Origin of the sequence: Salicibibacter halophilus (assembly GCF_006740705.1) — a bacterium.
Lineage (GTDB): Bacteria > Bacillota > Bacilli > Bacillales > Marinococcaceae > Salicibibacter > Salicibibacter halophilus.
This window is the reverse complement of sequence record NZ_CP035485.1, coordinates 2,121,795-2,148,043: the sequence shown is the minus strand read 5'-3', so window position 1 is coordinate 2,148,043 and position 26,249 is coordinate 2,121,795. Positions and strand designations below refer to the sequence as shown.

The 26,249-nt window shown below is 47.8% G+C and carries 25 protein-coding genes, 1 tRNA gene and 1 rRNA gene; 26 read left to right on the top strand and 1 reads right to left on the bottom strand.

The features are described from left to right. Positions 1 to 54: 54 nt before the first annotated feature. From EPH95_RS10520 to EPH95_RS10495, 6 genes are all read left to right on the top strand, one after another. Positions 55 to 1,542, top strand: a complete 1,488-nt coding sequence (locus EPH95_RS10520) for a bifunctional methyltransferase/pyrophosphohydrolase YabN (RefSeq protein ID WP_142089770.1) — start codon at positions 55 to 57, stop codon at positions 1,540 to 1,542. 9 nt (positions 1,543 to 1,551) lie between these two features. Next, on the top strand, positions 1,552 to 1,815 hold the full coding sequence (locus EPH95_RS10515) for an RNA-binding S4 domain-containing protein (RefSeq protein ID WP_142089768.1): 264 nt from the start codon (positions 1,552 to 1,554) through the stop codon (positions 1,813 to 1,815). Between the two features lie 95 nt (positions 1,816 to 1,910). Next, a complete protein-coding gene (yabP, locus tag EPH95_RS10510) occupies positions 1,911 to 2,213 on the top strand; it encodes a sporulation protein YabP (RefSeq protein WP_142089765.1) in 303 nt (100 codons plus the stop codon). Further along, a complete protein-coding gene (yabQ, locus tag EPH95_RS10505) occupies positions 2,210 to 2,755 on the top strand; it encodes a spore cortex biosynthesis protein YabQ (RefSeq protein ID WP_142089763.1) in 546 nt (181 codons plus the stop codon). The genes yabP and yabQ overlap by 4 nt, the downstream gene beginning before the upstream one ends. A gap of 40 nt (positions 2,756 to 2,795) precedes the next feature. Continuing rightward, a complete protein-coding gene (locus tag EPH95_RS10500) occupies positions 2,796 to 3,191 on the top strand; it encodes an FtsB family cell division protein (RefSeq protein ID WP_142089761.1) in 396 nt (131 codons plus the stop codon). A 114-nt stretch (positions 3,192 to 3,305) separates the two neighbouring features. Beyond that, positions 3,306 to 3,674, top strand: coding sequence for a S1 RNA-binding domain-containing protein (locus EPH95_RS10495; protein ID WP_142089758.1), 369 nt, complete (start codon positions 3,306 to 3,308; stop codon positions 3,672 to 3,674). Positions 3,675 to 3,999: 325 nt separating this feature from the next. Here EPH95_RS10495 and EPH95_RS10490 read toward each other — a convergent pair whose 3' ends face one another. Beyond that, positions 4,000 to 5,262: an ISNCY family transposase gene (locus EPH95_RS10490; RefSeq protein WP_142089756.1), complete on the bottom strand. Its 1,263-nt coding sequence runs from the start codon at positions 5,260 to 5,262 to the stop codon at positions 4,000 to 4,002. A gap of 141 nt (positions 5,263 to 5,403) precedes the next feature. Between EPH95_RS10490 and EPH95_RS10485 the strand changes: the two genes are divergently transcribed. From EPH95_RS10485 to EPH95_RS10390, 20 genes are all read left to right on the top strand, one after another. Continuing rightward, positions 5,404 to 5,480: transfer RNA gene (locus tag EPH95_RS10485), tRNA-Met, on the top strand. 375 nt (positions 5,481 to 5,855) lie between these two features. Further along, a complete protein-coding gene (gene spoIIE, locus EPH95_RS10480; protein WP_227003874.1) occupies positions 5,856 to 8,345 on the top strand; it encodes a stage II sporulation protein E in 2,490 nt (829 codons plus the stop codon). Between the two features lie 173 nt (positions 8,346 to 8,518). After that, positions 8,519 to 9,259, top strand: coding sequence for a VWA domain-containing protein (locus EPH95_RS10475; protein ID WP_142089753.1), 741 nt, complete (start codon positions 8,519 to 8,521; stop codon positions 9,257 to 9,259). Then, positions 9,240 to 10,220 (top strand): serine/threonine protein kinase, encoded by a 981-nt coding sequence (locus EPH95_RS10470; protein ID WP_142089751.1) that lies wholly within the window; start codon positions 9,240 to 9,242, stop codon positions 10,218 to 10,220. Before EPH95_RS10475 ends, EPH95_RS10470 begins: the two co-directional genes overlap by 20 nt. Before the next feature lie 26 nt (positions 10,221 to 10,246). After that, the gene (locus EPH95_RS10465) at positions 10,247 to 11,005 is read left to right on the top strand and encodes a threonine/serine exporter family protein (protein WP_142089749.1); all 759 of its coding nucleotides are present in this window, start codon (positions 10,247 to 10,249) and stop codon (positions 11,003 to 11,005) included. Between the two features lie 11 nt (positions 11,006 to 11,016). Next, the gene (locus tag EPH95_RS10460) at positions 11,017 to 11,451 is read left to right on the top strand and encodes a threonine/serine exporter family protein (RefSeq protein ID WP_142089747.1); all 435 of its coding nucleotides are present in this window, start codon (positions 11,017 to 11,019) and stop codon (positions 11,449 to 11,451) included. Continuing rightward, positions 11,441 to 12,850 carry a tRNA lysidine(34) synthetase TilS gene (tilS, locus tag EPH95_RS10455; protein ID WP_142089745.1) on the top strand — a complete coding sequence of 470 codons (1,410 nt, stop codon included), beginning with the start codon at positions 11,441 to 11,443 and terminating at the stop codon, positions 12,848 to 12,850. Before EPH95_RS10460 ends, tilS begins: the two co-directional genes overlap by 11 nt. A 60-nt stretch (positions 12,851 to 12,910) precedes the next feature. Next, positions 12,911 to 13,453, top strand: coding sequence for a hypoxanthine phosphoribosyltransferase (hpt, locus tag EPH95_RS10450; protein ID WP_142089743.1), 543 nt, complete (start codon positions 12,911 to 12,913; stop codon positions 13,451 to 13,453). A 65-nt stretch (positions 13,454 to 13,518) separates the two neighbouring features. After that, positions 13,519 to 15,591, top strand: coding sequence for an ATP-dependent zinc metalloprotease FtsH (gene ftsH, locus EPH95_RS10445; RefSeq protein WP_142089741.1), 2,073 nt, complete (start codon positions 13,519 to 13,521; stop codon positions 15,589 to 15,591). A 102-nt stretch (positions 15,592 to 15,693) separates the two neighbouring features. After that, entirely contained in the window at positions 15,694 to 16,458 is a 765-nt protein-coding gene (locus tag EPH95_RS10440; RefSeq protein WP_142089739.1) for a type III pantothenate kinase, read from the top strand. A 53-nt stretch (positions 16,459 to 16,511) separates the two neighbouring features. Then, positions 16,512 to 17,408 carry an Hsp33 family molecular chaperone HslO gene (gene hslO / locus EPH95_RS10435; RefSeq protein WP_142089737.1) on the top strand — a complete coding sequence of 299 codons (897 nt, stop codon included), beginning with the start codon at positions 16,512 to 16,514 and terminating at the stop codon, positions 17,406 to 17,408. 116 nt (positions 17,409 to 17,524) lie between these two features. Then, a complete protein-coding gene (gene cysK / locus EPH95_RS10430; RefSeq protein WP_142089735.1) occupies positions 17,525 to 18,454 on the top strand; it encodes a cysteine synthase A in 930 nt (309 codons plus the stop codon). Positions 18,455 to 18,939: 485 nt separating this feature from the next. After that, positions 18,940 to 19,530 (top strand): anthranilate synthase component II, encoded by a 591-nt coding sequence (locus EPH95_RS10425; RefSeq protein ID WP_142091582.1) that lies wholly within the window; start codon positions 18,940 to 18,942, stop codon positions 19,528 to 19,530. Positions 19,531 to 19,588: 58 nt separating this feature from the next. Continuing rightward, positions 19,589 to 20,428: a dihydropteroate synthase gene (folP, locus tag EPH95_RS10420; protein WP_142089733.1), complete on the top strand. Its 840-nt coding sequence runs from the start codon at positions 19,589 to 19,591 to the stop codon at positions 20,426 to 20,428. After that, entirely contained in the window at positions 20,421 to 20,780 is a 360-nt protein-coding gene (gene folB, locus EPH95_RS10415) for a dihydroneopterin aldolase (RefSeq protein ID WP_142089731.1), read from the top strand. The genes folP and folB overlap by 8 nt, the downstream gene beginning before the upstream one ends. Beyond that, on the top strand, positions 20,781 to 21,314 hold the full coding sequence (gene folK / locus EPH95_RS10410) for a 2-amino-4-hydroxy-6-hydroxymethyldihydropteridine diphosphokinase (RefSeq protein WP_142089729.1): 534 nt from the start codon (positions 20,781 to 20,783) through the stop codon (positions 21,312 to 21,314). It begins immediately after the preceding gene. Next, complete coding sequence (locus EPH95_RS10405; protein ID WP_142089727.1) at positions 21,266 to 21,493, top strand: helix-turn-helix domain-containing protein; 228 nt, start codon at positions 21,266 to 21,268, stop codon at positions 21,491 to 21,493. Before folK ends, EPH95_RS10405 begins: the two co-directional genes overlap by 49 nt. A 5-nt stretch (positions 21,494 to 21,498) precedes the next feature. Beyond that, positions 21,499 to 22,482, top strand: a complete 984-nt coding sequence (dusB, locus tag EPH95_RS10400) for a tRNA dihydrouridine synthase DusB (protein WP_142091581.1) — start codon at positions 21,499 to 21,501, stop codon at positions 22,480 to 22,482. 239 nt (positions 22,483 to 22,721) lie between these two features. Beyond that, positions 22,722 to 24,218, top strand: coding sequence for a lysine--tRNA ligase (lysS, locus tag EPH95_RS10395; RefSeq protein WP_142089725.1), 1,497 nt, complete (start codon positions 22,722 to 22,724; stop codon positions 24,216 to 24,218). Between the two features lie 404 nt (positions 24,219 to 24,622). Then, a 16S ribosomal RNA gene (locus EPH95_RS10390) occupies positions 24,623 to 26,180 on the top strand. The last annotated feature ends 69 nt before the right edge of the window (positions 26,181 to 26,249 follow it).

Here is a 26,249-nt window from a genome sequence, read left to right as displayed (position 1 = left end):
GAATATGCTATACTGTTCGTCAGGAAGTTCGAGAGTGAAAAGGGGCGTTACTTCGTGACTGATACGAAAAAACCTGAAATTGAAGTTATTGGACTAGGCGCGGGAGATCTTGGGCAACTGACACTGAATGTTTATAGACGGCTAAAAGAGGGAGAGAAGGTATACGCGCGCACGGCACATCATCCTGTGGTTGCCGAGTTGCAATCCGAAGGATTGGAATTCGACGCGTTTGATGCGATTTACGAAGCACATGATTCATTTCCGCCGATTTATGAGGAGATCGCGGAGGCGCTGATTGGTGGGGCAGCGGGGACGCCCCGGGGGAGGATCCGTTACGTCGTACCCGGCCATCCGCTCGTTGCGGAAGAAACGGTCCAGCTTTTGCTGGCTGCAGAAGCAAAGGGCCGAGTGAACGTTGACATTATCGGGGGAGCCAGTTTTTTGGATCCCGTCTTTTCGGCCCTTCGCATTGATCCGAATGATGGGCTTCAACTGCTTGATGCGACTAATTTTACGGCAGACGACGTCGCGTTAACCCAGCATTTGCTTTTGTCACAACTGTACGATGGCTTCATCGCTTCGGAAGTGAAGCTGACGTTAATGGAGCACTACCCCGATGATTATGAGGTTACGCTGGTGGAAGCAGCGGGAAGCCCTGGGGAGGAAATGACGAGGCTTCCGCTTTACGCGCTTGACCGGGAGATGAATATTAGCAATCTCACGGTCCTTTACGTGCCGCCGGTACCGGATGAAAGCTACTTAAGCCATACGTTCACGCGACTCCGGGAAGTCATTCGCGTATTGCGAGGTCCTGACGGTTGCCCATGGGACCGCGAGCAAACCCATTTTACATTGAAGCGCTTTTTGATTGAAGAAACGTACGAGGTGCTTGCCGCGATTGACGAGGAAGACGATGATCATCTGATTGAAGAGCTCGGGGACGTGCTTTTGCAAGTGCTCCTGCATGCGCAAATCGGCGAGGATGAAGGTTATTTCAATATAGATGATGTTGTTTCCGGTTTAACGGAGAAAATGATTCGCCGCCACCCCCATGTTTTTCATAAAAAGATAGAAGGAGATCGCGCTGAAGATGTTGAATGGCGTTGGGACAAAATAAAAGAAATGGAGAAGAAGGATCAAAAACCGGCGTCCCTCCTTGAGGACATCCCGCCATCGATGCCGGCGTTGATGATCGCATTTGAACTCCAAAAGAAAGCGGCAAAAGCCGGGTTCCAGTGGAGCGAAGAAGCTCCGATGTGGGAAAAACTTGAAGAAGAACTCGCGGAATGGAAGGAAGCGTTGACGGAACATAATGCCGAAGAAGCGAAGAAAGAATTCGGCGACGTCCTTTTTATCCTTGCTAATCTTGCCCGTTCCTACAAAATTCAACCTGAGGAAGCATTGCTGATGACAAACCGAAAATTCATCCGGCGTTTTCAATATATTGAAGCGCAACTAAAAGAAAACGGGAAAACACCGGAAAGCTCCAATTTGACGGAAATGGACGGTTATTGGGACGAAGCAAAAAAGAAAGGAATATAAGGTGATGCTATGCGCATTGATAAATTTTTAAAAGTCGCTCGACTGATTAAAAGACGGACGGTCGCGAAAGAAGTAGCCGGCGCGGGACGTTTGCAAGTGAACGGCCAGGTCGCCAAGGCGGGTACGGAAGTCAAAGCCGGGGATGAGGTGACCATTCGTTACGGAAGAAAAATAGTGAAGGTACGAGTGGAAACCCTGGAGAATGCAGCCCAAAAAGGAGAGGCAAGTTCCCTTTACACGACGTTGGAAGAGACAAAGGTGGATGATGAATAAAATAGTTCGATGAACAAGCGCTTGCTCACGCTTGTTCTTTTTTCCTCCCAAGGTGCATAAACTAACGGCAATGAATGTCATCTTGGGGGATTTTCATGAGCGAATATGTGCCGTACCAGCGTTTTAAAAGTGCAGAACCAGAGCATGACATCGTGATAAAAGGGCGAAAGACGTTGGAAATCAGCGGGGTAAAAGAAGTGGAAAGTTTCGACAGCCGGGAATTTTTATTGGAAACCGTGATGGGATATTTATCGGTGCGGGGAAATGATTTATATATGAAAAACTTGAACGTGGGAGAAGGGCTTGTGTCGATCGAGGGAAAAATCGATGATCTGATCTATGTCGATGAACAAAGCCAAGGGAAACCGAAAGGCTTTATAGGGAAGTTGTTCAAGTGACCCTTGACGTTCAGTTTCAAACGTTTTTCGCCATGATGATGACCGGTGCTGTTATTGCTGCCCAACTCGATGTTTACCATCGTTGTTTGCCGCGTAAAGCCAGGATTAAATGGCCGCAAGCATTCCTCGATCTTTTCTTTTGGGTCGTACAGGCTATCCTCGTTTTTTATGTTTTGTTTCAAATGAATCACGGAGATTTGCGAATCTATGTTTTTCTATCGATTTTGCTAGGTTTTTTCATATACTGGCAGACGGTTCGTCCGTTGTTTTTGCGCGTATTGGAAGTGCTGATTCGAATAGTTGAGGCAATTTATTCGATGATTTTGAAAGTCATCTATTTGTTCTTATGGACTCCTGTGGTATGGTTATACAAAGGAATAAAACAATTGCTTATCATTGTCTATCGCAGCATAAGATGGCTTCTCCATCAACTAGGGCTTTGGTTATGCAGGCCATTGTATCTCGTTGTGGGCGGCCCGCGTGTTGTTGCATGGCTGACCGCTTGGGGCAAGCGTCTAAGAAACTGGTTTTCCGGGAGATAAGCAATCGTTTTGCCTGCAAACGTAGGAGGAGGTAAGGCAAATGTCCGGGACACCCCCAAACCGCAAAGTTACGCAGTTAAACAGGAAAAAGATGAACGACAAGGAACAAGAACGGTTTGCGATAAGAGAACAAAGACGCAAACGCGGATTAAGACGGCGGTTAACTGTCATTGGGATTGTGGCCAGTTTAGTCGTTATTTTCGCAGGTGTCGGGCTTATTTCGCAATACGGCATGATTCAAGCGAATAAAGCCGAAAAAGATGAGCTGCAAGCGCAAATGGAAGAGCTCGAGGCGAATGAAGACCATCTGGAACGAGAAATCATGAATTATCAAGATGAGGAATACATTACCGAGGTCGCCCGCAAAGACTATTATATGTCAAAACCTGGGGAAACGCTTTTCCAGTTACCTGAGCAAGAAGACGAAGATGAATAACCGGTCCCCGATTCTTTCTTTGCCCGTAACATAATCATCGTGTATGCTTATACTACCTTAAGGGGAAAAGTGAACCCTTAAGTTGAAAAAAATGAAGGAGGAGCATTTTGTAAAATGTCGATTGAAACAGGCAGTAAGTATCAGGGTAAGGTATCCGGCATCACCCATTTTGGCGCGTTTGTAGACTTACCGGAGGGCAAAACGGGATTAGTGCATATAAGTGAAGTCGCCGACCAATATGTGAAAGATATCAATGAATTTATAAAGGTTGGCGATGACGTTACGGTAAAAGTGCTTAAAATCGGGGATGACGGGAAAATCGGCCTATCGATCCGTAAGGCGCAAGAAAAAAAACAAGCAAGAAAGCGGGAGCAAAAGGTTTCTTTCGAAGATAAGATGAGTCGTTTTCTCAGGGACAGCGAAGAGAACTTGGCAACCCTCCGAAAACAATCCGACAAAAAAGGCGGTAGGCCGAGACGATAACTTGCACTGTTTCATCTGTAAAATACGGAACATGGAAAAAGAGAGGTTCGCCTCTCTTTTTGCTTTCCGGTTCAAAAACTTTGCTCAACACCATGTCAATCGTCAGTGAAAATGTCATAGTAACTCGTCAGTGATTCTGTCATAGTCGTTGCATTTGTCTTTCATCCCTTAAAGGATGGTAGCAGGCCGGCTCATTCCATCAAGGGTAAAGGCTTCGCCCGCGCTAACGCGCGCCCTTGATTCCATTCACTCGGCCAGCTTTGGGGTAGTGAAGGGATGAAAGGCAACCTGTCTGTTGAGCAGACAACAGCCGCCATTGAGGGGATTAGGTCCGCTGTGGTACCCTAGAGATGTTATATTGTCTCCAAGGGTGATCCCTAGCGGGCGTGCGAGGTCCTTTCGCATGGCCCGTTTTTTCTTTTGGCTTAGGTTTTGGCCGGGCTGTTTCCTGCAAGGGGTAGCTGACCCCGTTGTACCAAACAAACATCTGACCACCCAGGGTTTCACGAACACTCACCCGTGTTTTCAAAGGGATAATGGACTGTTGCTCAACGGTTTGAATCTTGTAAGTCTTGCCCTTATAGGCAATGGTTTCGCCAGCGCCTAAGACTCGCTGCGCCCGATAGCAGAGGATCTGCTCCGGGTATTGTCCATCCTGAAGGGGAATAAAAGCACTGTCGTCCTCCAGAGGTTCTTGGGCAAACTGTCGGTTATGCTCGTCGATCAACGCTGGAAGCACCTGATTGGCCTCTTCGATCGTCTGAATCCCACGAAGGCGGAGTTCCACCACCCACCGGTCTTGCAAGGTTTGGAAAAGGCGTTCCACACGTCCTTTCGCTTGCGGGGTCATGGCCTTGACATGGGTCACGCCCAAGTCATCCAGAGCCTGACCAAATTGGGAAAGGGGCACAGGCTCTCCGGCCAATTCTTCCTCGATCGTTTGCTTTTCACGGGGCGACTGGAAGATCATGTGGCGATCGGAATATAGGCTCATGGGAATACCTTCTAGCTCCAGCATTTGCTGGGTGATCATGAAATAGCCCTTGAGATCTTCCTCCGGCCGGAAAACGGCCCCGACAACCTTCCCTGTTGCATCGTCAATGGCGGCATGCAGGGAGATGCGCCCGGACCGATCCTCCAACCAGTGATGCGGACTGGCATCCATTTGGACGAGCTGGCCGGCCTGAGATCTTCGTTCTCGAGGTCGATGAACGTTGGATGGCCTCCGCTTTCGTTTAGGCTTGATCTGCGCTCCCACACGGATTCTGCGAACGGTCGCAGGGCTGATGTGAATCGCTTCATGTTTGGCCAACAGTTCCGCAAAATGCACATCATTGCAGTTGCGGTACCGGTCACTGGCCAAAAGTCCGATCACTTGATCTCGAATGTGTTCAGGAATGGCATGCGCAGGCTTCCGTTCGCGGTTTTTATGAATGACACCCGTTTCCCCCTCCCGGGCTACTTTATCTTTTAGACGGAAGATCTGCCGGTGACTTAACCCAAGTGTTTGGGCAGCCTCTTTTGCGGTTAATTGATGGTCCATCACTTGCTGTACAACGGTGTAACGCTTCAGTTCTTCTCGATTCAATGAAATTCTCTCCTGTCCCATGGTGACATTTTCACTGAAGAGTTACACCATGACAATATCAATGACGAACAACAAAACTTTGCTCAACACCATTGACTAAAAAAAAGACAGTCGTTATAATTGATTTTGTCTGGTTTTGATGGCGGTGTAGCTCAGCTGGCTAGAGCGTACGGTTCATACCCGTAAGGTCGGGGGTTCGATCCCCTCCGCCGCTACCACAAATGATTATAATTTCTAAAGAGACCCGAGGGTCTCTTTTTTAGTGAGGTTAAAGGAAACACGAGAATGTCAGTATATATTGTGCAAATGTCGAACGCTTTAGCTTCTAAAATTTTCATTGTCGCAAATCCCATTTATCTATGTTTTATCGATGTAATATGTGCGAATTCTCATTCAATTAATCCCCTAACGCTTTCAAAAACGAAGTCCCCCACCATCATTTTCGAACCGCAAACACCGATAGCGACCGCTTATTTCTCCATTGTGAAAGTCGTCGAACGATTTTCATCATAAAAACAGCATTGTGACAAACCTTGCGCTGGTAAGCCTCTATACTCGACTACCAAGAAAACAAAAAAACGGTGGTGGTGCATATGTTGCAAAAGGAAACAGTGCAGGATCAGCTAGGAAAAGTCTTTGGGCCGGCTGAGTGGGTGGGTCGCATAAAAAGTCTTTGGAAGAAAGGAATAGAATCCTTACGAAAAGGCACAACAGTCGTTTTTCTAAAATGGGGGTTATTGCTGTTTCTCGTGGGTGTCATGTTGGGACGAGCCGCGATTTTATCGGATCTATACCCTTTTGCGATTCCTTTTTTTGCTGCGGTTTTTGCTTGGAAGAAAGAGAGGGCGTTATTGGCAGCGGTGGCTGTTCTTGCCGGGACAGCATGGGGGCTCACGTTTAACATTCCGTATGTCCTTGCCGGCTTGTTGCTGTTCCTGCTTTTCTACCGAGTTGCCAAATACATAGGAGCTAACCGGAAATGGACACTGCCCGCGGCTGTTTTCCTCGCCTCGCTAACATCGAGAGTGGTGGTCACAGGCGTTGGAGAGGCGTCTATGACACAATATCATTGGTTTATGGCTACTATTGAAGCGGGGCTGGCCCTGATGTTGACGATGATATTTTTACAAAGCTTGCCGTTGTTGGGTGCCCGCAAAAAGCAGCGTGCGTTAAAAAATGAGGAGATTATATGTTTTATCATCTTGTTGGCTTCCGTGATGACAGGAGCTATCGGATGGGTCATCTACGGCCTTGGTGCAGAACACGTCCTTTCCCGTTACCTCGTGCTGTTGTTCGCCCTCGTCGGCGGGGCAGCCATTGGGTCAACCGTCGGAGTTGTTACGGGGCTGGTGCTCAGTTTAGCCGCGGTCGCTAATCTGTACTACATGAGTTTACTCGCGTTTGCCGGTTTGCTCGGCGGATTGTTGAAAGAAGGAAAAAAACTTGGGGTAAGTATGGGGCTCTTGGTTGGCACAGCCTTAATCGCGTTGTATGGAAACGGGATGAACAATCCGATGATAACGGTCATGGAATCCGGGGTCGCTGTGTTGTTGTTTTTACTTACACCGAAAGCGCTAACCGATTATATGGGGAAATATATCCCCGGCACGCTGGAGCACTCCAACGAACAGCAGCGATACCTTCGTAAAATTCGTGATGTAACCGCTTCACGTGTAGAGAAATTCTCAGATTTATTTCAAACGTTATCCGCCAGTTTTTCACCGCCGGGCGATCGAAACCAACGGATGCAGGACGAGGAAGAAGGCGATCGTTTTTTGGCCGATATCACCTCGAATACTTGTCAGAAATGTTTTCGCAAAGAAAGATGCTGGGTAGATCGTTTTGATACAACGTATGATGTTATGCACAACATTATGTCCGACGTTGAACAAACCGATAAGGTAGCCCCGCGGACGTATGAACGGTTGAAACGGCATTGCATTTATCCGGATCGAATCGTGCGGACGATGAAAGAACAATGGGAACCCCATGAAATACGGCAACTTTATACGAAGCAGATGGAGGAAAGCAGAAACCTCGTGGCCGATCAGCTTCAAGGTGTATCCGAAGTCATGGGTGCATTTGCCAAGGAGATCCAAAAGGAGAAAGAAACCCATCATTACCAGGAGGAACAAATTTATACTGCGCTGTTTGATGCCGGGCTTAATATTGAGCAAGTCGATATTTATAATCTCAGCCCGAGGGATGTGCATATTGAAATCGAACTTGGAAACGGGATGAATCAAGAAGAAGCGGAAAAGCTAATTGCTCCGATGTTGTCGGGAATTCTGTCCGACCATATTATCGTGGAGTCTATTGATGAAGGAGGGGCGGCTGAAAATCGGGTGACCTTTGCGTCGGCAAAGACATATGTGGTGGATACAGGGTCGGCTACGGTAGCGCGGGGAGGGGATTGGATATCCGGAGATAATCACGCTGCCATGCAACTTGGCTTTGGAAAATTTGCAGTAGCCATCAGTGACGGCATGGGAAACGGCCGCCGGGCGCATCAGGAAAGTGCTGAAACGTTGCAATTGCTGCAAAATATATTGAAATCGGGCATTGACGAAAGCTTGGCGATCCAATCCATGAATTCGTTGTTATCTTTACGGGCAGATGATGAAATGTTCTCCACCCTTGATCTTACGATCATTGATTTGCAGACAGCGGATGGTAATTTCCTTAAAATTGGTTCAATGCCGAGTTTTGTGAAGCGAAAAGAACGGGTCTTTTCAGTAGAAGCTGAAAATTTGCCGATGGGCATCGTTTCGGAAGCTAATTTTGAAATGAAACAAGAACGTCTTCAAGATGAAGATATTCTCGTTATGATGAGCGACGGCTTATTTGACGGTGCGCGTTGGATTGAAAATAAAGAATGGTGGATGAAACGGTTAATTCGTGAAACTGAATCGGAAGATCCTCAAACCATCGCGGATGTATTGCTCGAAGAGGTGATGCGGATGAGTGACGGAACCATTGCGGATGATATGACTGTAGTCGTTGGCAAGGTGCGCCGCAATACCCCGAGATGGGCAACGATTCCAATGGGGAGGTGGACCCAGCCGTTTGCAAAAGATGCATAGTCCATGCAGATGCGATTGCCAGGGGATCTATGGTGACCGGATTAGCTGCCCTCATTTGGCTTCCTTTCCCACTGCGAGTCAATCTTTCCCGTCCTTTGCCCTGGTAGTATAACTCCTTTCGTATTGGTCAATGATGGGGGTAATCAAACAGGACTTGCGAGGGAGGATATGGCATGCGGACAGGGACGTTAAGGCAAATATTGCTCATCACGGATGGGTGTTCCAATGAAGGCGGTGACCCTTCAGCAGTTGCAGCGTTGGCAAGTGAGCAGCAGGTAACCGTTAACGTCATTGGGGTGCTTGAAGAAGGAGCGATGAATCAACAGGCACAAACAGAAATCGAAAACATTGCTTTAGCCGGCGCCGGCATCCATCAAATCGTTTATAAGAAACAATTAGCGCAAACGGTACAGATGGTAACCACACAAGCGATGACGCAAACGCTGCAAGGGGTGGTCAATCAAGAGTTGTCACAAATTTTGGGAAAAGATCAGGAATGGGACGAGCTTCCACCGGATAAACGGGGAGAAGTGATGGAGGTCGTAGATGAGATAGGAGAGGTCGTAAACTTGGAAGTAGTGATTCTGGTGGATACGAGCGCGAGCATGCGCACCAAATTGCCAACGGTCCAAGAAGCGTTGGAAGATTTATCGATCAGCATGGCTTCTCGGGGTGGAGACAATGAATTTAAAGTGCTTGCATTCCCGGGTAAGAAACACGAGGCGGATGTATTACGCGAATGGACGCGCGGAATGGACCAACTGGCAGGCATGTTCCAAAAAATAACGACCGGTGGAGTCACTCCAACCGGTCCGGCATTAAAAACCGCGCTCAACCAGTTCGACAGGAAGAAAAAAAGGAGCTTGATCTCCCGTGGAGAAGAAGAATCCTATCTTGAAGAACGAGGCTCCTGATCTTCCGGCCGGAAAGAGGGTCCTCGGAAAGTGGCATCGCAATCCTTATCAGATTCGAAAAACATTGGGAAGAGGTGCAACGGGGACCGTTTATTTGGCGGATGCACGTACAGGGCCGGTCGCGCTCAAAGTCGGCCATAATAGTATGTCGATCACTTCGGAGGTAAATGTATTAAAGCATTTTGCCAAGGTCCAAGGCCAAATACTTGGACCTTCTTTCATCGATGCAGATGATATCATCATTGGCGGGGACAAATACCCGTTTTATGTGATGGAATATTTAAAAGGGGAAACCCTTTTTCAACATATAGATCGTCATGGAAAAGAGTGGGGGCCCGTTCTTCTCGTGCAACTCCTTGGAGATTTAGACCGTCTGCATCGCGCGGGTTGGGTTTTCGGTGACCTGAAACCGGAGAACTTGATTGTTGTCGGCGGCCCTCCCTATCGAATCCGCTGGCTCGATGTTGGGGGAACGACAGTACTCGGACGAGCAGTAAAAGAGTATACGGAATTTTTTGATCGTGGCTATTGGGGATTGGGCGACCGCAAAGCCGAGCCTACCTATGATTTGTTTGCTGCCGGGATGATTTTGCTGAATATAATATATAAAAGTCGATTTGAAAAAGGACGTGACGGCAAGGAAACGTTAATGGCATACATGGAGCGTTCCCGAGTGTTGGTCCCCTACCGGCAATGGTTGAAATCGGCATTGTTCGGTCAATATTCGGATGCGGAAAAAATGCGCCAAGGGTTGATGAATATTATTTCCAAAGAAGAAAAACCTTTAAATAAGAGCGCTTCGCCTCGAAAGAAACAAAAAACCGGGAATCACCTCCGTGCAAAAAGGAAAAAACAAATACGAAGCAGAAAAAAACGTAGATTTGAAACCGTTGACCTCGTTTTAGCCATTTCTTTTCTATTGCTTGCATCTGCTTTATACTGGGTGGGACAGGTGATATAGGTGGTTCCCTTTAGGGGACGGAAAGCATGGCAGAAAAGGGACGCTTGGTTGATTTATGTCTTTTTGCCGGAAAATTGATGGTTGCTTACGGTGCGGAAACATACCGGGCAGAAGAAATCATGAACCGCATGGCCCTCGCGGGTGGTTTGAAGAACGTCCACAGTTTTGTGACAACGACCGGTATTTTTTTGTCGGGAGTTCAAGAAGATGGCGATAATTTAATGCAGATGGTCCGCATCGTGGACCGCTTCCAAGATTTGAATAAAGTGACGGAAGTGAACCAACTTTCCCGGGATTTTGTGAAGGGGCGCATTAACGAAAAAGAAGCAAATCAACAGTTGTTAAAAATATCAGCAGCACCGATGAATTACCCGCTCTGGTTGATTTATATTGCCTCCGGAGTTGCGGGCGGGGCATTTTCCTATTTAGTCGGCAATGCGAAATTCGATATGATCCCGGCGGCTATGGGCGGCTTAATGTCGACGTTATTCCTTGTTTTGTTTCAACATTATTTACACGCAAAATTTTTCTCGGAATACCTCGCTTCTTTTTTTGGCAGCGTGACTGCATTAACGTTAGTGTACAGTGGTTACGGAACGAGTGTCGACCAAGTGATTATCGGGACGATCATTCCGCTTGTGCCCGGAATTCCTTTAACGAATTCAGTCAGGGATCTGATGAATGGTGATTTGATCTCCGGACTCGCCCGCGGGGCAGAGGCAGCATTAACCGCACTTTCGATTGCAGCTGGTGTCGCTACAGCTGTATCATTGTTTTTGCCGTAGGAGGCCGCAAGATGTGGGAACTTTTGATTTGCTTTATGGCGACGGTAGCATTTGCGATTATTTTTAATACGCCAACCCGGTTGCTGTGGAGGATCGGTTTGATCGGGGTCTTCGCCTGGACCATTTACAGTTCCATCCAAAACATTAATGTTTCCTTCATCGCGGCTGCCGCGTTAGCGGCTTTTTCTGCCTCGTTTATGAGTTATGGGTTGTCCCGCCGTCATCATGTTCCCGTGACCACATTTGTCATTCCCGGCATTATCCCGCTCGTTCCCGGCGGAAAAGCATATGAAACGATGCTGGCGTTTGTCGAGGAGAATTACATAGAAGGGCTGTCGCAGGGAGCGGCAACGTTGCTCCACGCCGGTGCCATCGCGGGCGGAGTCGTATTCGCACTCTCTGTATTTTCCATCGGCAGAGGAGTTGATCAAAAATATGAAACATAAAATCGATGCGTTTGCTTCTCGCCATGGGATGTTCCCGGAAGGGTCTTCTGTATTGGTAGCCGTATCGGGCGGCGTGGACTCCATGTCATTGCTCCACTATCTCTTTTCGCAAAGGGAAGAATACGGTGTTACGGTCATGGCCGCCCACTGTAATCACGGCTTACGCAAAGATGCCGACGAAGATGAAGCATTTGTAAAACGGTATTGCGAAGAACGTCACATTCCTTTTTTTCGTAAATACCTGGATTTGCCTAAAAACGAAGGCCGATCGATTCAACGAATCAGCCGAGAGATGCGTTATGATTTTTTTTCTAAAATCATGAAAACGGAAAAATTGGACAGACTAGCGACCGCGCACCACGGCGATGACCAAATCGAAACGATGCTCATGCAGCAGATGCGAGGCTTTGACTATTATGGGGGGCAAATGGGGATTCCCGTTAACAGACCGTTCGCACAAGGGAGGCTGCTCCGTCCTTTTTTGCCGGTGACGAAAAGGGAAATCATCGCGTATGCGGAAAAACACGCGGTCCCTTGGCGGGAAGATGAAAGCAATCAAAAAGATGACTATACGAGAAATCGAGTGCGTAAGCAGCTGCTGCCGCCGGTGAAACAAGAAAACCGGGAAGCCCACACCCATTTTCAAACATTGGCCGAAGATTTCAGGGATGATGCCATCTATTTAAATCAGCAGGCGGAAAAAGTGCTTTCGGAAACGGTCATGAATCGGGAAGGCGGTTATGTGCTAAAATTGCCTTCGTTTCGTCAAACCCCTATTGCTTTACAACGGCGTGTGATTCACTTACTATTGACTTATCTTTACCATCAAAAGACTGGTCAGTTTTCGCGTATACATATTGAGGATTGTTTGGAATTAATCGCGGGGGCGCATCCATCAGCACAACGGTCATTGCCGGATCGCATAAGCGTTTATCGCGATTATGAACAATTGCATTTCGCGGATACTGAACGGGTTCCGGCCGGAGGATATGATGGTTTGCCGGCAGCGGTGCACGATTTTCCGGCAAAGGTTCAAACCGGGATTGGGATGCTTTTATTGGAACCTTTCAAAGGGTCGGTGCCTCCCCATGGCGATCCGTCGTTTTATTGCCCGTTATCGAAGTTGCATTTGCCGCTTTCAGTGCGTGCGAGGCATCCCGGAGATGTGATCCGGCCACTCGGCCTTGGTGGAACCCAAAAATTAAAACAAGTAATGATTGATGCAAAGGTGCCTCGCCGAGAACGCGATTGGTGGCCGGTCATTACCGATGCAGCAGGGGTGGTGCTCTGGGTTCCTTTACTGAAAAAAAGTGAAAATGCAGGCCGTTCCGGTGAAGAAGATGATTACGTTAAAATGAAACTTGACACCGAGGAACATGCGCATACGCCAATCAGATGATAGGGAACAGGGATGAAGTTTACTTCATAATAAGATGTAAAATGAGGGTGCCGAAAAATAATGAAGGAAGATATTGAAAAAATTTTGATTCAAGAAGTTGAAATAAAAGAGAAGACGGAAGAGATCGGCAAACAGATGACCCAAGAATACAAAGACAGCTTCCCCCTCGTTATCGGGGTGTTAAAAGGCGCCATGCCTTTTATGGCAGATTTGACCCGGGCCATCGATGCCCACCTCGAGATTGATTTTATGGATGTTTCCAGTTACGGAAACAAAATGGTCTCTTCCGGAGAAGTTAAAATTGTAAAAGACCTTGACTCTTCTGTGAAGGGCAGGGATATTATCATCGTCGAGGATATCATTGACAGCGGCTTGACATTGAACTATCTCGTTAGCTTATTTCATCACCGTCAAGCAAACTCCGTAAAGATTGTAACGTTATTGGATAAGCCGGAGGGGCGAAAAGCGGATGTCGTTCCGGATATCGCCGGTTTTACAGTGCCGGATGAATTTGTGGTCGGTTATGGGCTCGACTATGCAGAGCGGTACCGCAACCTTCCTTACATAGGCATCCTAAAGCCGGAGATCTATCGAGGTTCTTGATTGGATAGAAAGCGCAAGTGTGGTAAGATTATTTTTGTTGTGTTACCCGCGGGAGGAGGTCAGGAATGAACCGAACAGTGAGATATACTTTTTTTTGGTTATTTGTTCTTCTAATACTTATCGGGATTGTTCAACTGTTTACGGATGATCCTGTTGAAGATGAAATAATGAATACGGATGAATTCATGCAAGCGCTTGAACAAGATGAGATCGCCACGATGACCGTTCAGCCTGAGATGGATGTTTACCATATTGAGGGTGAGCTGGTGAATGGCGGCGAAGAAGACGAATCGAATGAGTTCACCGCTTACATTTTACGCTCTCCGGAAATTACGAACATGTTGCTGGAAGCGATCGATACAAATGAGTCATTAACGGCTATTAATACAGAGCCCGGTGAAGAACCGGGAGGCTGGTTGCAATTTCTCGTAGCGGTTATTCCGTTCATCATCATATTTATCCTTTTCTTCTTCTTGCTGAGCCAGATGCAAGGCGGCGGAAACAAAATGATGAATTTCGGGAAAAGCAAAGCGAAAATGCAACAGGAATCAGACAAGAAAAAAGCACGTTTTAAAGACGTCGCCGGTGCTGAAGAAGAAAAGCAGGAACTTGTGGAGATCGTGGATTTCTTGAAGGATCCGCGCAAATTCGCAAACATTGGTGCGCGTATTCCTAAAGGGGTGCTCCTTGTTGGTCCTCCAGGGACAGGGAAAACATTGCTCGGCCGTGCTGTTGCCGGTGAAGCAGGCGTTCCTTTCTTCTCCATCAGCGGTTCCGATTTCGTGGAAATGTTCGTAGGCGTTGGTGCATCCAGGGTGCGAGACCTATTTAACAATGCAAAAAATAACGCCCCTTGCATTATTTTCATCGACGAGCTAGATGCTGTGGGCCGTCAGCGTGGAGCAGGCGTCGGCGGTGGCCACGATGAGCGTGAACAAACATTAAACCAGTTGCTCGTTGAGATGGATGGATTTGAAGGAAACGAAGGCATTATTATCATTGCCGCAACGAACCGTTCAGATGTTCTTGACCCGGCACTATTGCGCCCTGGGCGTTTTGACCGTCAAATCACGGTCGGGTTGCCGGATGTCAAGGGACGTGAAGATGTACTGAAAGTTCACGTCCGCGAAAAACCAATGGATGAAGACGTTGAACTTCACATTATCGCACAACGAACACCAGGCTTTTCAGGTGCCGAATTGGAAAACCTTCTCAATGAAGCAGCGTTAGTCGCCGCAAGATCCAATAGCGTGAAGATTAAAATGGTGCACATTGAAGAAGCGATTGACCGAGTGATTGCCGGTCCTGCGAAGAAAACAAGAGTGATTTCCGACAAAGAAAGAAATATTGTTGCCCACCACGAAGCCGGTCACACGGTTGTTGGTGTGAAGTTGCAGAATGCGGATGCCGTTCATAAAGTTACGATCGTCCCACGCGGACAAGCGGGCGGTTATGCGATGATGCTACCGAAAGAAGACCGCTATTTTATGACAAAGCCGGAGTTGCTTGATAAAATCGTCGGTTTGCTCGGCGGACGCGTGTCGGAAGACGTCATCTTTGGAGAAGCAAGCACCGGTGCGCACAATGATTTCCAACGCGCCACAGCAATTGCTCGAAAAATGGTCATGGAGTATGGCATGAGCGAAAAACTGGGACCTTTGCAATTTGGATCTTCCGGTGGGGGGCAAGTGTTCCTCGGCCGCGACATTCAAAATGAGCAAAATTACTCCGACGCAATCGCCCATGAGATTGATAAAGAAGTGCAACGGATCATTAAGGAAAGTTATGAACGTTGTCGTCAAATCTTGACGGAAAACAAAGATAAACTTGAACTTGTCGCTCAGAATTTGCTTGAATTAGAGACATTGGATGCCGAGCAAATCTACTCTCTCGTCGAAGACGGCAAGTTGCCTGAAGGCCACCATTCCAATCAGACACAAGAAGAGGCGTTGAAGAATTCCGGGGATGCTGATCCTGTGGATGATGAAAACGTGAAGGTTAACATTAACGCGCAAGAAGAAGCGCAACAAGAAACGGAAAGCGACCAATCACAAACGAATGAAGAGGCCGAGGAGCAAGATCAAACCGAAGAAAAAGGCGACGAAGGGGAACAAGAAGACGATAATCGCCGCTCATAGCTACCTTCGTGGTGATGCATTGGGGATGTCCACTGGGCATCCCTTTTCTTAAACGATCAGAAATGATGAAGTGTTTCTAAAGCACTTGGAAAGGCTGGAGCTATGATTCTTGTTATAGATATCGGGAATACACATATTGTTTTTGGGGTATACAAGGAGCAGCATCTGCTAAACCATTGGAGAATTTCGACGGTACACGATAGAACCGAGGATGAATATGGGGTTTTAATATGCACGCTGCTAGAAAAAAAACAGATTGCCGTTGATGAGATTAAGGGAGTTATTATATCTTCGGTGGCTCCTTCTCTGATGTTCGCGTTTGAACATATGGCAAAGAAGTATTTTAACCAATCCCCCATGATCGTTGGCCCGGGTATCAAAACAGGGCTAAACATTCTGTATGATAATCCGCGAGATGTGGGTGCCGACCGCATCGTGAACGCGGTAGCGGCAATTGAAGAATATGGAAGCCCTCTTGTCATCGTTGACTTCGGGACGGCAACGACCTTTTGTTTTATCGATGAAAAGGGAAACTATGTAGGAGGGGCGATCGCCCCCGGCATTACGATCTCAACGGATGCCCTGTATACCCACGCGTCAAAACTGCCGCATATTGAAATTGCAGCGCCCCAATCCGTGGTCGGCCAAAATACCATTCAAGCGATGCAAGCGGGGATTTATTACGGGTATATCGGTCAGGTTGACGGAATTGTCAATCGAATGAAAGCACAGGCAGCAAAAGAACCAAAGGTGATTGCCACAGGGGGGCCGTCGGAATTAATTGGGGATTCCGCAGCTTCTATTGATACGGTTGATGCATTTTTGACGCTAAAAGGATTGAAGATGATCTATGATAAAAATAATTGATGGACCATTCGTCTTTATGAATGCTAACGATAAGATGAAGGAGGGTTTTTCGTTTGCGTGACTATCTTATAAAAGCCACAGCTTTTGAAAAACAAGTGCGGGTATACGCGGCGATTACGACGGATATGGTAAACGAAGCCGTTCGGCGTCATCAAGCTTATCCTACGGCATCGGCCGCGCTTGGACGAACGATGACCGTTTCCACGATGATGGGTGCCATGATGAGTGGCGACAATAAACTTACGGTGAAAGTGGAAGGGGACGGCCCCCTCGGTCCAGTCATTGTCGACAGTACGGCTGAAGGGAATACGAGAGGATACGTGCACAATCCCCGGGTTCATTTTGAGTTAAATCGCTTTGGAAAACTTGATGTTGCCCGCGCTGTTGGGCGTAACGGACATATTGCGGTCGCTAAGGATCTTGGCATGAAAGAAACGTTTACGAGCCATTCTCCTATTGTGTCAGGAGAATTGGGAGAAGATTTCACGTATTACTTTACGGCATCTGAACAAGTGCCTTCATCTGTCGGCCTTGGTGTTCTAGTGGACACGGATCATTCTGTTTTAGCTTCCGGAGGATTTATCGTACAAGTTTTACCGGGAACAGAAGACGCAATCATTGATCATATGGAGAAACAAATTGAAGCTGCTCCGCCAATCTCAAAATTAATTGAACGAGGGTACAACCCGGAACGAATCATCGAAACAATCACAGGCGGGGATTATCAATTTTTGGAGGAAATGCCTGTCCAGTTTAAATGTACATGTTCGAAGGAGCGAATTGGCAGCGCGATGATTGGTTTGGGCAGTGAGGAAATCCAGTCGATGATCACGGAAGATCATGGCGCGGAAACGGAGTGCCATTTTTGTCATGCCGAATATTTATTTAGTGCTGAGGATTTGATGCAACTAAAACAAGAAGCATTGGATCAGGAAAATGAACGAAATTAATAAACCTGGATGAAAGCAGTGGCGGCGGGAATTGGCTCGTTGACAAATGGAACCAAATCGAGTACTATGAATATAATACCAATAAACATACTAGGAATTAAGGGGAGGAAAAAGCAATGAGCAAAGTGGTAAATTCCATTACTGAACTAATTGGGGACACACCTCTCGTGAAATTAAATCGACTTACGGGAGAAAACGATGCCGATGTTTATTTAAAGCTTGAATTTTACAATCCGGGAAGTTCTGTGAAAGACCGAATCGCTTTGGCGATGATTGAACGAGCGGAAAAGGAAGGCAAGATAAAACCCGGCGATACGCTTATAGAAGCTACGAGTGGAAATACAGGTATAGGACTCGCGATGGTTGCCGCTGCGAAAGGCTATCGTTCCCTTCTTGTCATGCCGGATACGATGAGCCAGGAACGCCGCAATTTGTTGAGAGCATACGGGGCTGAACTCGAACTGACTCCCGGGGCAGAAGGCATGGGCGGCGCGATCCGCAAAACCAATGAACTAGCTGAAGAAAAGGGTTACTTTATTCCAGAACAGTTCGAAAACCAAGCAAATGTGGATGTTCATCGGGAAACGACAGGCCGGGAATTGCTCGAACAAGTGGATGGACAAATCGATGCATTCGTATCCGGAATAGGCACAGGCGGTACGATTACCGGTGCCGGTCGATTGTTAAAAGAACACTATCCGAATCTGAAAAACATTGCTGTCGAACCGGCGGACGCACCAGTGTTGTCCGGCGGCGAGAAAGGGCCCCATAAAATCCAAGGCATCGGCGCCGGCTTTGTTCCAGGAATTTTGGACACGGAAGTTTATGACGAAATCGTAACAGCGACAACCGAGCAATCTTTTGAATATGCTCGCCGTGCCGCTCGCGAAGAAGGCATCCTCGGCGGCATTTCTTCCGGCGCAGCCCTTTATGCAGCTGTGGAAGAAGCCAAAAAGCAAGGGGAAGGCAAGAAAGTCGTCGTCGTGATCCCGTCCAATGGTGAACGCTATTTAAGCACACCGCTTTATCAGTTCGATGATGAGTAATGATTAGACGTATCTTTTCTTCCTGCCGGAGAAAACAAGTTTTGAGTCTTGTTTTCTCCGGTTTTTTTGGCTCCAGCTAATTGCGCTGTTTCAGAATCCATAAATTTCCCCCGAAAAATTCCACCACAATCTTAGCACTCGAAATTGGCTTTTGAGGACTCTATATGTTGCGCGGGAGCCATATGAGTCCTCAGGAATGAGTTTAGCGGACTCATTGTGTTGCCCATGATCCATAAGAGTCTTCAGAATTGGGTTTAGCGGACTCTATGAGTTGTACGTGGTCCAAAAGAGTCCTCAGGAAAATGAGTTTGCGGCCTCAGGGGGGGCATATAGACGAATGATTTACGAACCTGTTACTCCCAAAGCGAAAAATCTGTACAGCGGAAAAAAGCTCGGTGCTCGGCTGTCCATTGATTGCCCCTTTTGTCAATGATAAACTGGAAAGAGCATGAAGAGGAGCATAGATGAGCAGAGGAGGAGAAGAGATGTTATTTGTGATTGATAATTATGATTCATTTACGTATAACCTCGTTCAATATTTAGGTGAACTGGGGGAAGAATGTTTGGTGAAGCGTAACGATGAAACGTCGGTGAAGGAAATTGCGGAGATGCGACCGGACCGGTTAGTGATATCGCCGGGGCCGTGCGCTCCCGACCAAGCCGGGATTACGCTTGAAGCGGTACGGTATTTCAGCGGGAGAATTCCCGTTCTTGGTGTTTGCTTGGGGCACCAGGCCATTGGTCAAGTATTCGGCGGCAAAGTCATACAGGCTTCCCGATTGATGCATGGCAAGACCTCTCGTTTGTTTCATGATAACCAAACGTTGTATAAAGGGGTTCCCCAGGAAACGGAAGTCATGCGGTATCATTCCTTAACGGTAGAATCAAATTCTCTCCCTGATTGTCTGGAGGTTACTTCGTGGACAGAACAAGGAGAGATGATGGGTTTTCGGCACCGCAGCCATCCGACGGAGGGCGTTCAGTTTCACCCTGAATCGATCATGTCCGTACATGGGAAAGCGATGCTCGCCAAATGGTTGACTGCATATACAACCCCTGATCCTTTAGGCGTATAAAAGTTGGTACAGTTTAATAGACGTAACAATTGCGGTTGCAAAAGAAAGGATTAAGATAATGAGCACGATTTACGGAGATACTTGGGCACTTGACTTTTCTAAAAAAACCATGGTTATGGGCGTTTTAAATGTAACCCCCGATTCATTTTCCGATGGGGGCTTTTATAGCGAAGTTGATCAGGCTGTAGAAAGAGCTAGAGAAATGGTAGCAGAGGGTGCCGATATCATTGATATCGGTGGAGAATCAACGCGCCCCGGTTTTGAGCCTGTCTCATTGGAAGACGAACTTTCCCGGGTTTTGCCGGTTATTCGCGCTGTGGCCAAAGCTGTTGATGCCCCGATCTCGATCGATACGTATAAAGCTGAAACGGCGAGACAAGCGGTAGACGCAGGCGCGGATATCATCAATGACATTTGGGGCGCGAAATACGATGAGCAAATGGCTGCGGTGGCCGCTGAAAAAGAAGTGCCGATTATCCTCACCCATAATCGGGAACAGGCAGCTTATGACGATCTTATTTCGGATCTTATTTCGGATCTGATGGAAAGTGTTGACCTTTGCATAGCAGCGGGGGTGAAACAATCCAATATCATTGTTGACCCCGGGATTGGCTTCGGGAAATCACACGAAGATAATTTGGAAACGATGCGCCGTTTAGATGAGATTGTGGAACTTGGCTATCCGGTTTTATTGGGGACGTCGAGGAAATCCATTATCGCCAAAACCCTCGATCTTCCGGCTCACGAACGCGTAGAGGGAACCGGAGCGACGGTTAGTCTCGGTATTGAACGCGGTTGTGACATCGTGCGCGTGCATGATGTGAAAGAAATGGCTCGAACGGTCCGGATGATGGATGCCATGCTCGGGAAAGGAAAGGTTGGGGTGCCGTTTGGATAAGGTGTTTGTAACAGGGATGAAATTCTACGCGTATCACGGCGTTTTTCCGGAAGAAAATAAACTCGGGCAGCGTTTTATCGTAGATGTTGCATTGGAAGCCGATTTAAAAGAAGCAGCTAAAAGTGATGATATCGAAAAAAGTGTTGATTACGGCGAGGTTTACAAAGCAGCGAAGCAAGTATTGGAAGGGCGAACGTATAACTTGGTGGAATCGATTGCCGAGGAAGTAGCGGCACAGGTGCTGAAGACGTTTTCCATTGTGGAACGGACAACGGTGAAGGTCATAAAACCGGATCCTCCCATTCCCGGCCATTATGATCATGTAGCGATTGAAATTGTGAGGGACCGGTAAATGAATACCGCTTATGTTGCGCTTGGGTCAAACATCGGAGACCGGACCGGGTATTTGCAAAAAGCACTCAGAGAAATGAGTCAAGAACAGACAATAGAGCTCTTCTCGATTTCCTCGATCTATGAAACCGAGCCGGTAGGTCTGGAAGCACAGCCTTATTTTCTTAATATGGCCGTTGCTCTCAAAACCAATGATTCTGCCGATTTTTTATTGGCAAAGTTGCAATCGATCGAGTTGCGGTTGGATCGCGTTCGGAATAAGGAACAAAACGGTCCGAGGACGATGGATCTTGACATTCTGTTATTTAACGATGAGAATATGGAGAAGAATAGATTGTGCATTCCTCATCCGCGCATGCACGAACGTGCTTTTGTGCTCGTTCCCATGTCGGAAATTGCCCCTCATCAAGTAGTTCCGACTTACAATCAAACCATCAAACATATTTTAGATTCAAAGCCGGAAGGATTTAGAAAGGGAGTCCGTGTATGGAAACGACAAGGGCAGGCGGAAGAGTTCGGGCTTTTCGAAAACTAAAAGGATATACACAGCAAAGCTTCGCAAAGAAAATGCATATGTCCGTGTCAGTGGTCGGTGAAATCGAACGTGGAACAAGGCCGGCGGAAGAAGACTTTATTAAACGTGCATCGACTCTTTTGGATATATCGGTTGAAGAGTTGTTGGGTGAAAATCAATTTGAGGATCAAAGTCGGTGAAATACATGTTGCAAATTGGAAATATAAAAATGAAAAACCAAGTGGTGTTGGCGCCGATGGCCGGTGTATGTAATCCCGCGTTTCGTTTAATTGCCAAGGAATTTGGTTCCGGCCTTGTTTGTGCCGAAATGATCAGCGACAAGGCTATTTTGCACGAAAATGAAAAATCGATGAACATGCTCTATGTGGATGAAAGGGAGAAGCCGCTTAGTTTGCAAATATTCGGCGGCAGCAAAGAATCGCTTGTTTCTGCTGCCCAAGTGGTTGATCATCAAACAAATGCGGATATTATCGATATTAATATGGGATGCCCGGTTCCAAAAGTGACGAAATGCGATGCCGGTGCACGCTGGCTGCTCGACCCTGATAAAATTTATGATATGGTCGACGCGGTCGTTCGCAATGTTGAAAAGCCGGTGACCGTGAAAATGAGAACGGGCTGGGATGACGATCATGTTTATGTGCTCGACAATGCACAGGCAGTGGAATCTGCAGGAGGCCAAGCCGTTTCGGTGCACGGCCGGACACGGTATCAAATGTATGAAGGTTTGGCGGATTGGGACCTGATCCGGGAAGTGAAGGAGACGGTGAATATTCCCGTTATCGGAAACGGGGATGTAAATACCCCTCAAGACGCCAAACGTTTACTTGATGAAACAGGTGTTGATGGTGTAATGATCGGCCGGGCGGCGTTAGGCAATCCGTGGATGTTATACCGCACCGTAAGGTATTTGGAAGATGGTTCGTTGTCCGAAGAACCTGATGCAAAAGAAAAAATTGATGTCTGCATGCTTCATATGGATCGTTTGATTCAATTGAAAGGCGAAAAAATTGCTGTTCGTGAAATGAGAAAACATGCAGGATGGTATTTGAAAGGGATGCGCGGCAACGGAAAAGTACGGGGCAAAATTAATGAACTCGACTATAGAGATGATGTGGCGGAAGTATTGTATCAATTTGCCGAAGAAGGAGCGGCTGCTGTTCAATAGACGGAAGTCAGATTTCAGCAGCCAGAGGTCGGATCATGATGCCGTCTGACATTCCGGCATCCGATGTCTGATTTCCGGAATATCGGACGCTTACCACCGGGATAAAGCAATGGGGCTAATAGACGACAGAAAAAATCTGCTGCCAGTTAGGCTGGCAGCTTTTTGTGAGATCGAGGGACAGCGGCGGTTGCTTTGTTTGAGCATCCGGCAGCATTGTTCCGGAAAGGGGAGATAATGATATGACGAAAGACAATCAGCAAAATGATCAAATGCTTGTGCGTCTTGAAAAATTACAACAGTTGCAAGAACAAGGGTATAATCCTTTCGGCGTACGCTTTGACCGTACCCATACAGCGGAAGCAATGCATGAGGCCTATGCCGCGCACAGCAAAGAAGAATTGGAAGAAAAAGAAGGGGAAGAGACGGTAGCGGTTGCCGGTCGCTTGATGACTAAGCGCGGAAAAGGAAAAGCCGGCTTTGCCCATATTCAGGATCTCAGCGGCCAAATACAATTGTATGTCCGCAAGGATGCTGTTGGCGAAGAGCAGTATGAGCGATTTCAAACATGTGATATCGGAGATATTGTTGCCGTTGAAGGGGTTGCTTTTAAAACAAAAGTTGGCGAATTATCGGTCAAGGCCAGTAATTTTCATTTGCTTACGAAATCATTGCGCCCGCTCCCGGACAAACACCATGGGTTAAAGGATATCGAGCATCGTTACCGCCAGCGTTACCTTGACCTTATCGTAAACCCTGATGTGCAGCAGACGTTCATCCAAAGAGGGAGAATTTTACAATCGATGCGCCGCTATTTAGACGATCAAGGTTTTCTTGAGGTTGAAACACCGATGATGCACCAAATTCCCGGCGGCGCCTCTGCCCGTCCATTTGTCACGCATCATAACGCGTTGGATATGGAACTTTATATGCGAATCGCGATTGAACTTCATTTGAAACGTCTAATCGTCGGCGGCCTTGAAAAAGTGTATGAGGTCGGGCGCGTATTTCGAAATGAAGGTGTATCTACAAGGCACAACCCTGAGTTCACGATGATTGAATTATATGAGGCGTATGCTGATTTTCAGGATATCATGACTTTAACGGAAAATTTAATCGCGCATATTACGCACGATGTCCACGGGGAAATGCAAGTGCAATATGGGGATGAAACGATTGATCTTTCTCCCTCGTGGAAACGCGTCCACATGGTAGATTTGATAAAAGAAGAAACAGGGGTAAACTTTTGGGCTGAAATGAGCGATGAGGAAGCCCATCAACTTGCCAAAGACCATCGTGTCCAAGTGGATCATTATATGACATTCGGACATATTGTAAATGAGTTTTTCGAGCAACTGGTGGAAGACAAGCTTATACAGCCTACATTTGTTTATGGACACCCGGTGGCTATATCTCCGTTGGCGCGTCAAAATGCAGATGACTCCCGTTTCACGGACCGGTTTGAATTGTTTATCGTTGGCAGGGAACATGCAAACGCCTTTACCGAATTAAACGACCCTGTTGATCAACGAAAAAGGTTTGAAGAACAGGTTAAAGCACGGGAACGCGGAGACGAAGAGGCCCAAATGATGGACGAAGACTTTTTGGAAGCATTGGAATACGGGATGCCACCCACGGGTGGATTAGGCATCGGCATTGACCGTCTAGTTATGTTGCTTACAAATTCTTCGTCGATCCGTGATGTACTCTTATTCCCCCAAATGAAAACCAAGGATTAAAAAGGACACTGCATTGGTTTTATCGCTAATGCAGTGTGCATATTCCGTCCGGCGCTTGCGATTTCTTTTGTGAGCAAATGCAAGTAACATCCCATGAAGCCGGCAATTTGAAAGCAGTGGCTCATCTGCGTTGCCGATCGTTTAAAAAAAGTAGAAATTTACACTTGTCATAAACGATATCAGGTGGTATATTTTTATTTGTCGTTGCCTTGGGCAACAAACAACAAAAAGTTATAAAAAAAGTTGTTGACATTGCTATGCAGCAGTGATAGCATTATAAGAGTCGCCGTAAGGAAAGGCGGCACTAACATTTGCCCTTTGAAAACTGAATGAAAAAGCCAAGCGAACGCAAAGAAATAAAGCGAGTCAGCGCGCCGCACACCCCCGTGTGCGAAGCGGAACTTTTTATGGAGAGTTTGATCCTGGCTCAGGACGAACGCTGGCGGCGTGCCTAATACATGCAAGTCGAGCGGGCCTCCGGAGGTGCTTGCACCTCCGGAAGGCCAGCGGCGGACGGGTGAGTAACACGTGGGCAACCTGCCTTTGAGGCCGGGATAACACCGGGAAACCGGTGCTAATACCGGATACGTCCTCTTTCGCGCCTGCGAGAGGGGAGAAAGACGGTCTTCGGGCCGTCGCTCAAAGAGGGGCCCGCGGCGCATTAGCTCGTTGGTGGGGTAAAAGCCTACCAAGGCGACGATGCGTTGCCGACCTGAGAGGGTGATCGGCCACACTGGGACTGAGACACGGCCCAGACTCCTGCGGGAGGCAGCAGTAGGGAATCATCCGCAATGGGCGAAAGCCTGACGGTGCAACGCCGCGTGAGTGAGGAAGGTTTTCGGATCGTAAAGCTCTGTTGTGAGGGAAGAACAGCTTCCGGAGGAAATGCCGGGAGCCTGCCGGTACCTCACCAGAAAGCCCCGGCTAACTACGTGCCAGCAGCCGCGGTAATACGTAGGGGGCAAGCGTTGTCCGGAATTATTGGGCGTAAAGGGCACGCAGGCGGTACGGCAAGTCTGATGTGAAAGGCCGGCGCTCAACGCCGGAATGGCATTGGAAACTGCCGCACTTGAGTACAGAAGAGGAGAGTGGAATTCCACGTGTAGCGGTGAAATGCGTAGAGATGTGGAGGAACACCAGTGGCGAAGGCGACTCTCTGGTCTGTGACTGACGCTGAGGTGCGAAAGCGTGGGGAGCGAACAGGATTAGATACCCTGGTAGTCCACGCCGTAAACGTTGAGTGCTAGGTGTTAGGGGTTTCGATACCCGTAGTGCCGAAGCAAACGCAATAAGCACTCCGCCTGGGGAGTACGACCGCAAGGTTGAAACTCAAAGGAATTGACGGGGGCCCGCACAAGCGGTGGAGCATGTGGTTTAATTCGAAGCAACGCGAAGAACCTTACCAGGCCTTGACATCCTCTGGCCGCCTTGGAGACAAGGTTTTCCCTTTTGGGACAGAGTGACAGGTGGTGCATGGTTGTCGTCAGCTCGTGTCGTGAGATGTTGGGTTAAGTCCCGTAACGAGCGCAACCCTTGAATGTCGTTGCCAGCATTAAGTTGGGCACTCGACATTGACTGCCGGTGACAAACCGGAGGAAGGCGGGGATGACGTCAAATCATCATGCCCCTTATGGCCTGGGCGACACACGTGCTACAATGGACGGTACAATGGGCCGCGAAGCCGCGAGGTGGAGCCAATCCCCAGAAAAGCCGTTCTCAGTTCGGATTGCAGGCTGCAACTCGCCTGCATGAAGCTGGAATCGCTAGTAATCGCGGATCAGCATGCCGCGGTGAATACGTTCCCGGGCCTTGTACACACCGCCCGTCACACCACGAGAGCCGGCAACACCCGAAGTCGGTGAGGCAACCTTTGGGAGCCAGCCGCCGAAGGTGGGGCCGGTGATTGGGGTGAAGTCGTAACAAGGTATCCCTACCGGAAGGTGGGGATGGATCACCTCCTTTCTAAGGAGCCCATCGGCCTCTCCGAGCGAGAGGCCGGAGGCAAGCGCTTCGGCTTTTCATTCAGTTTTG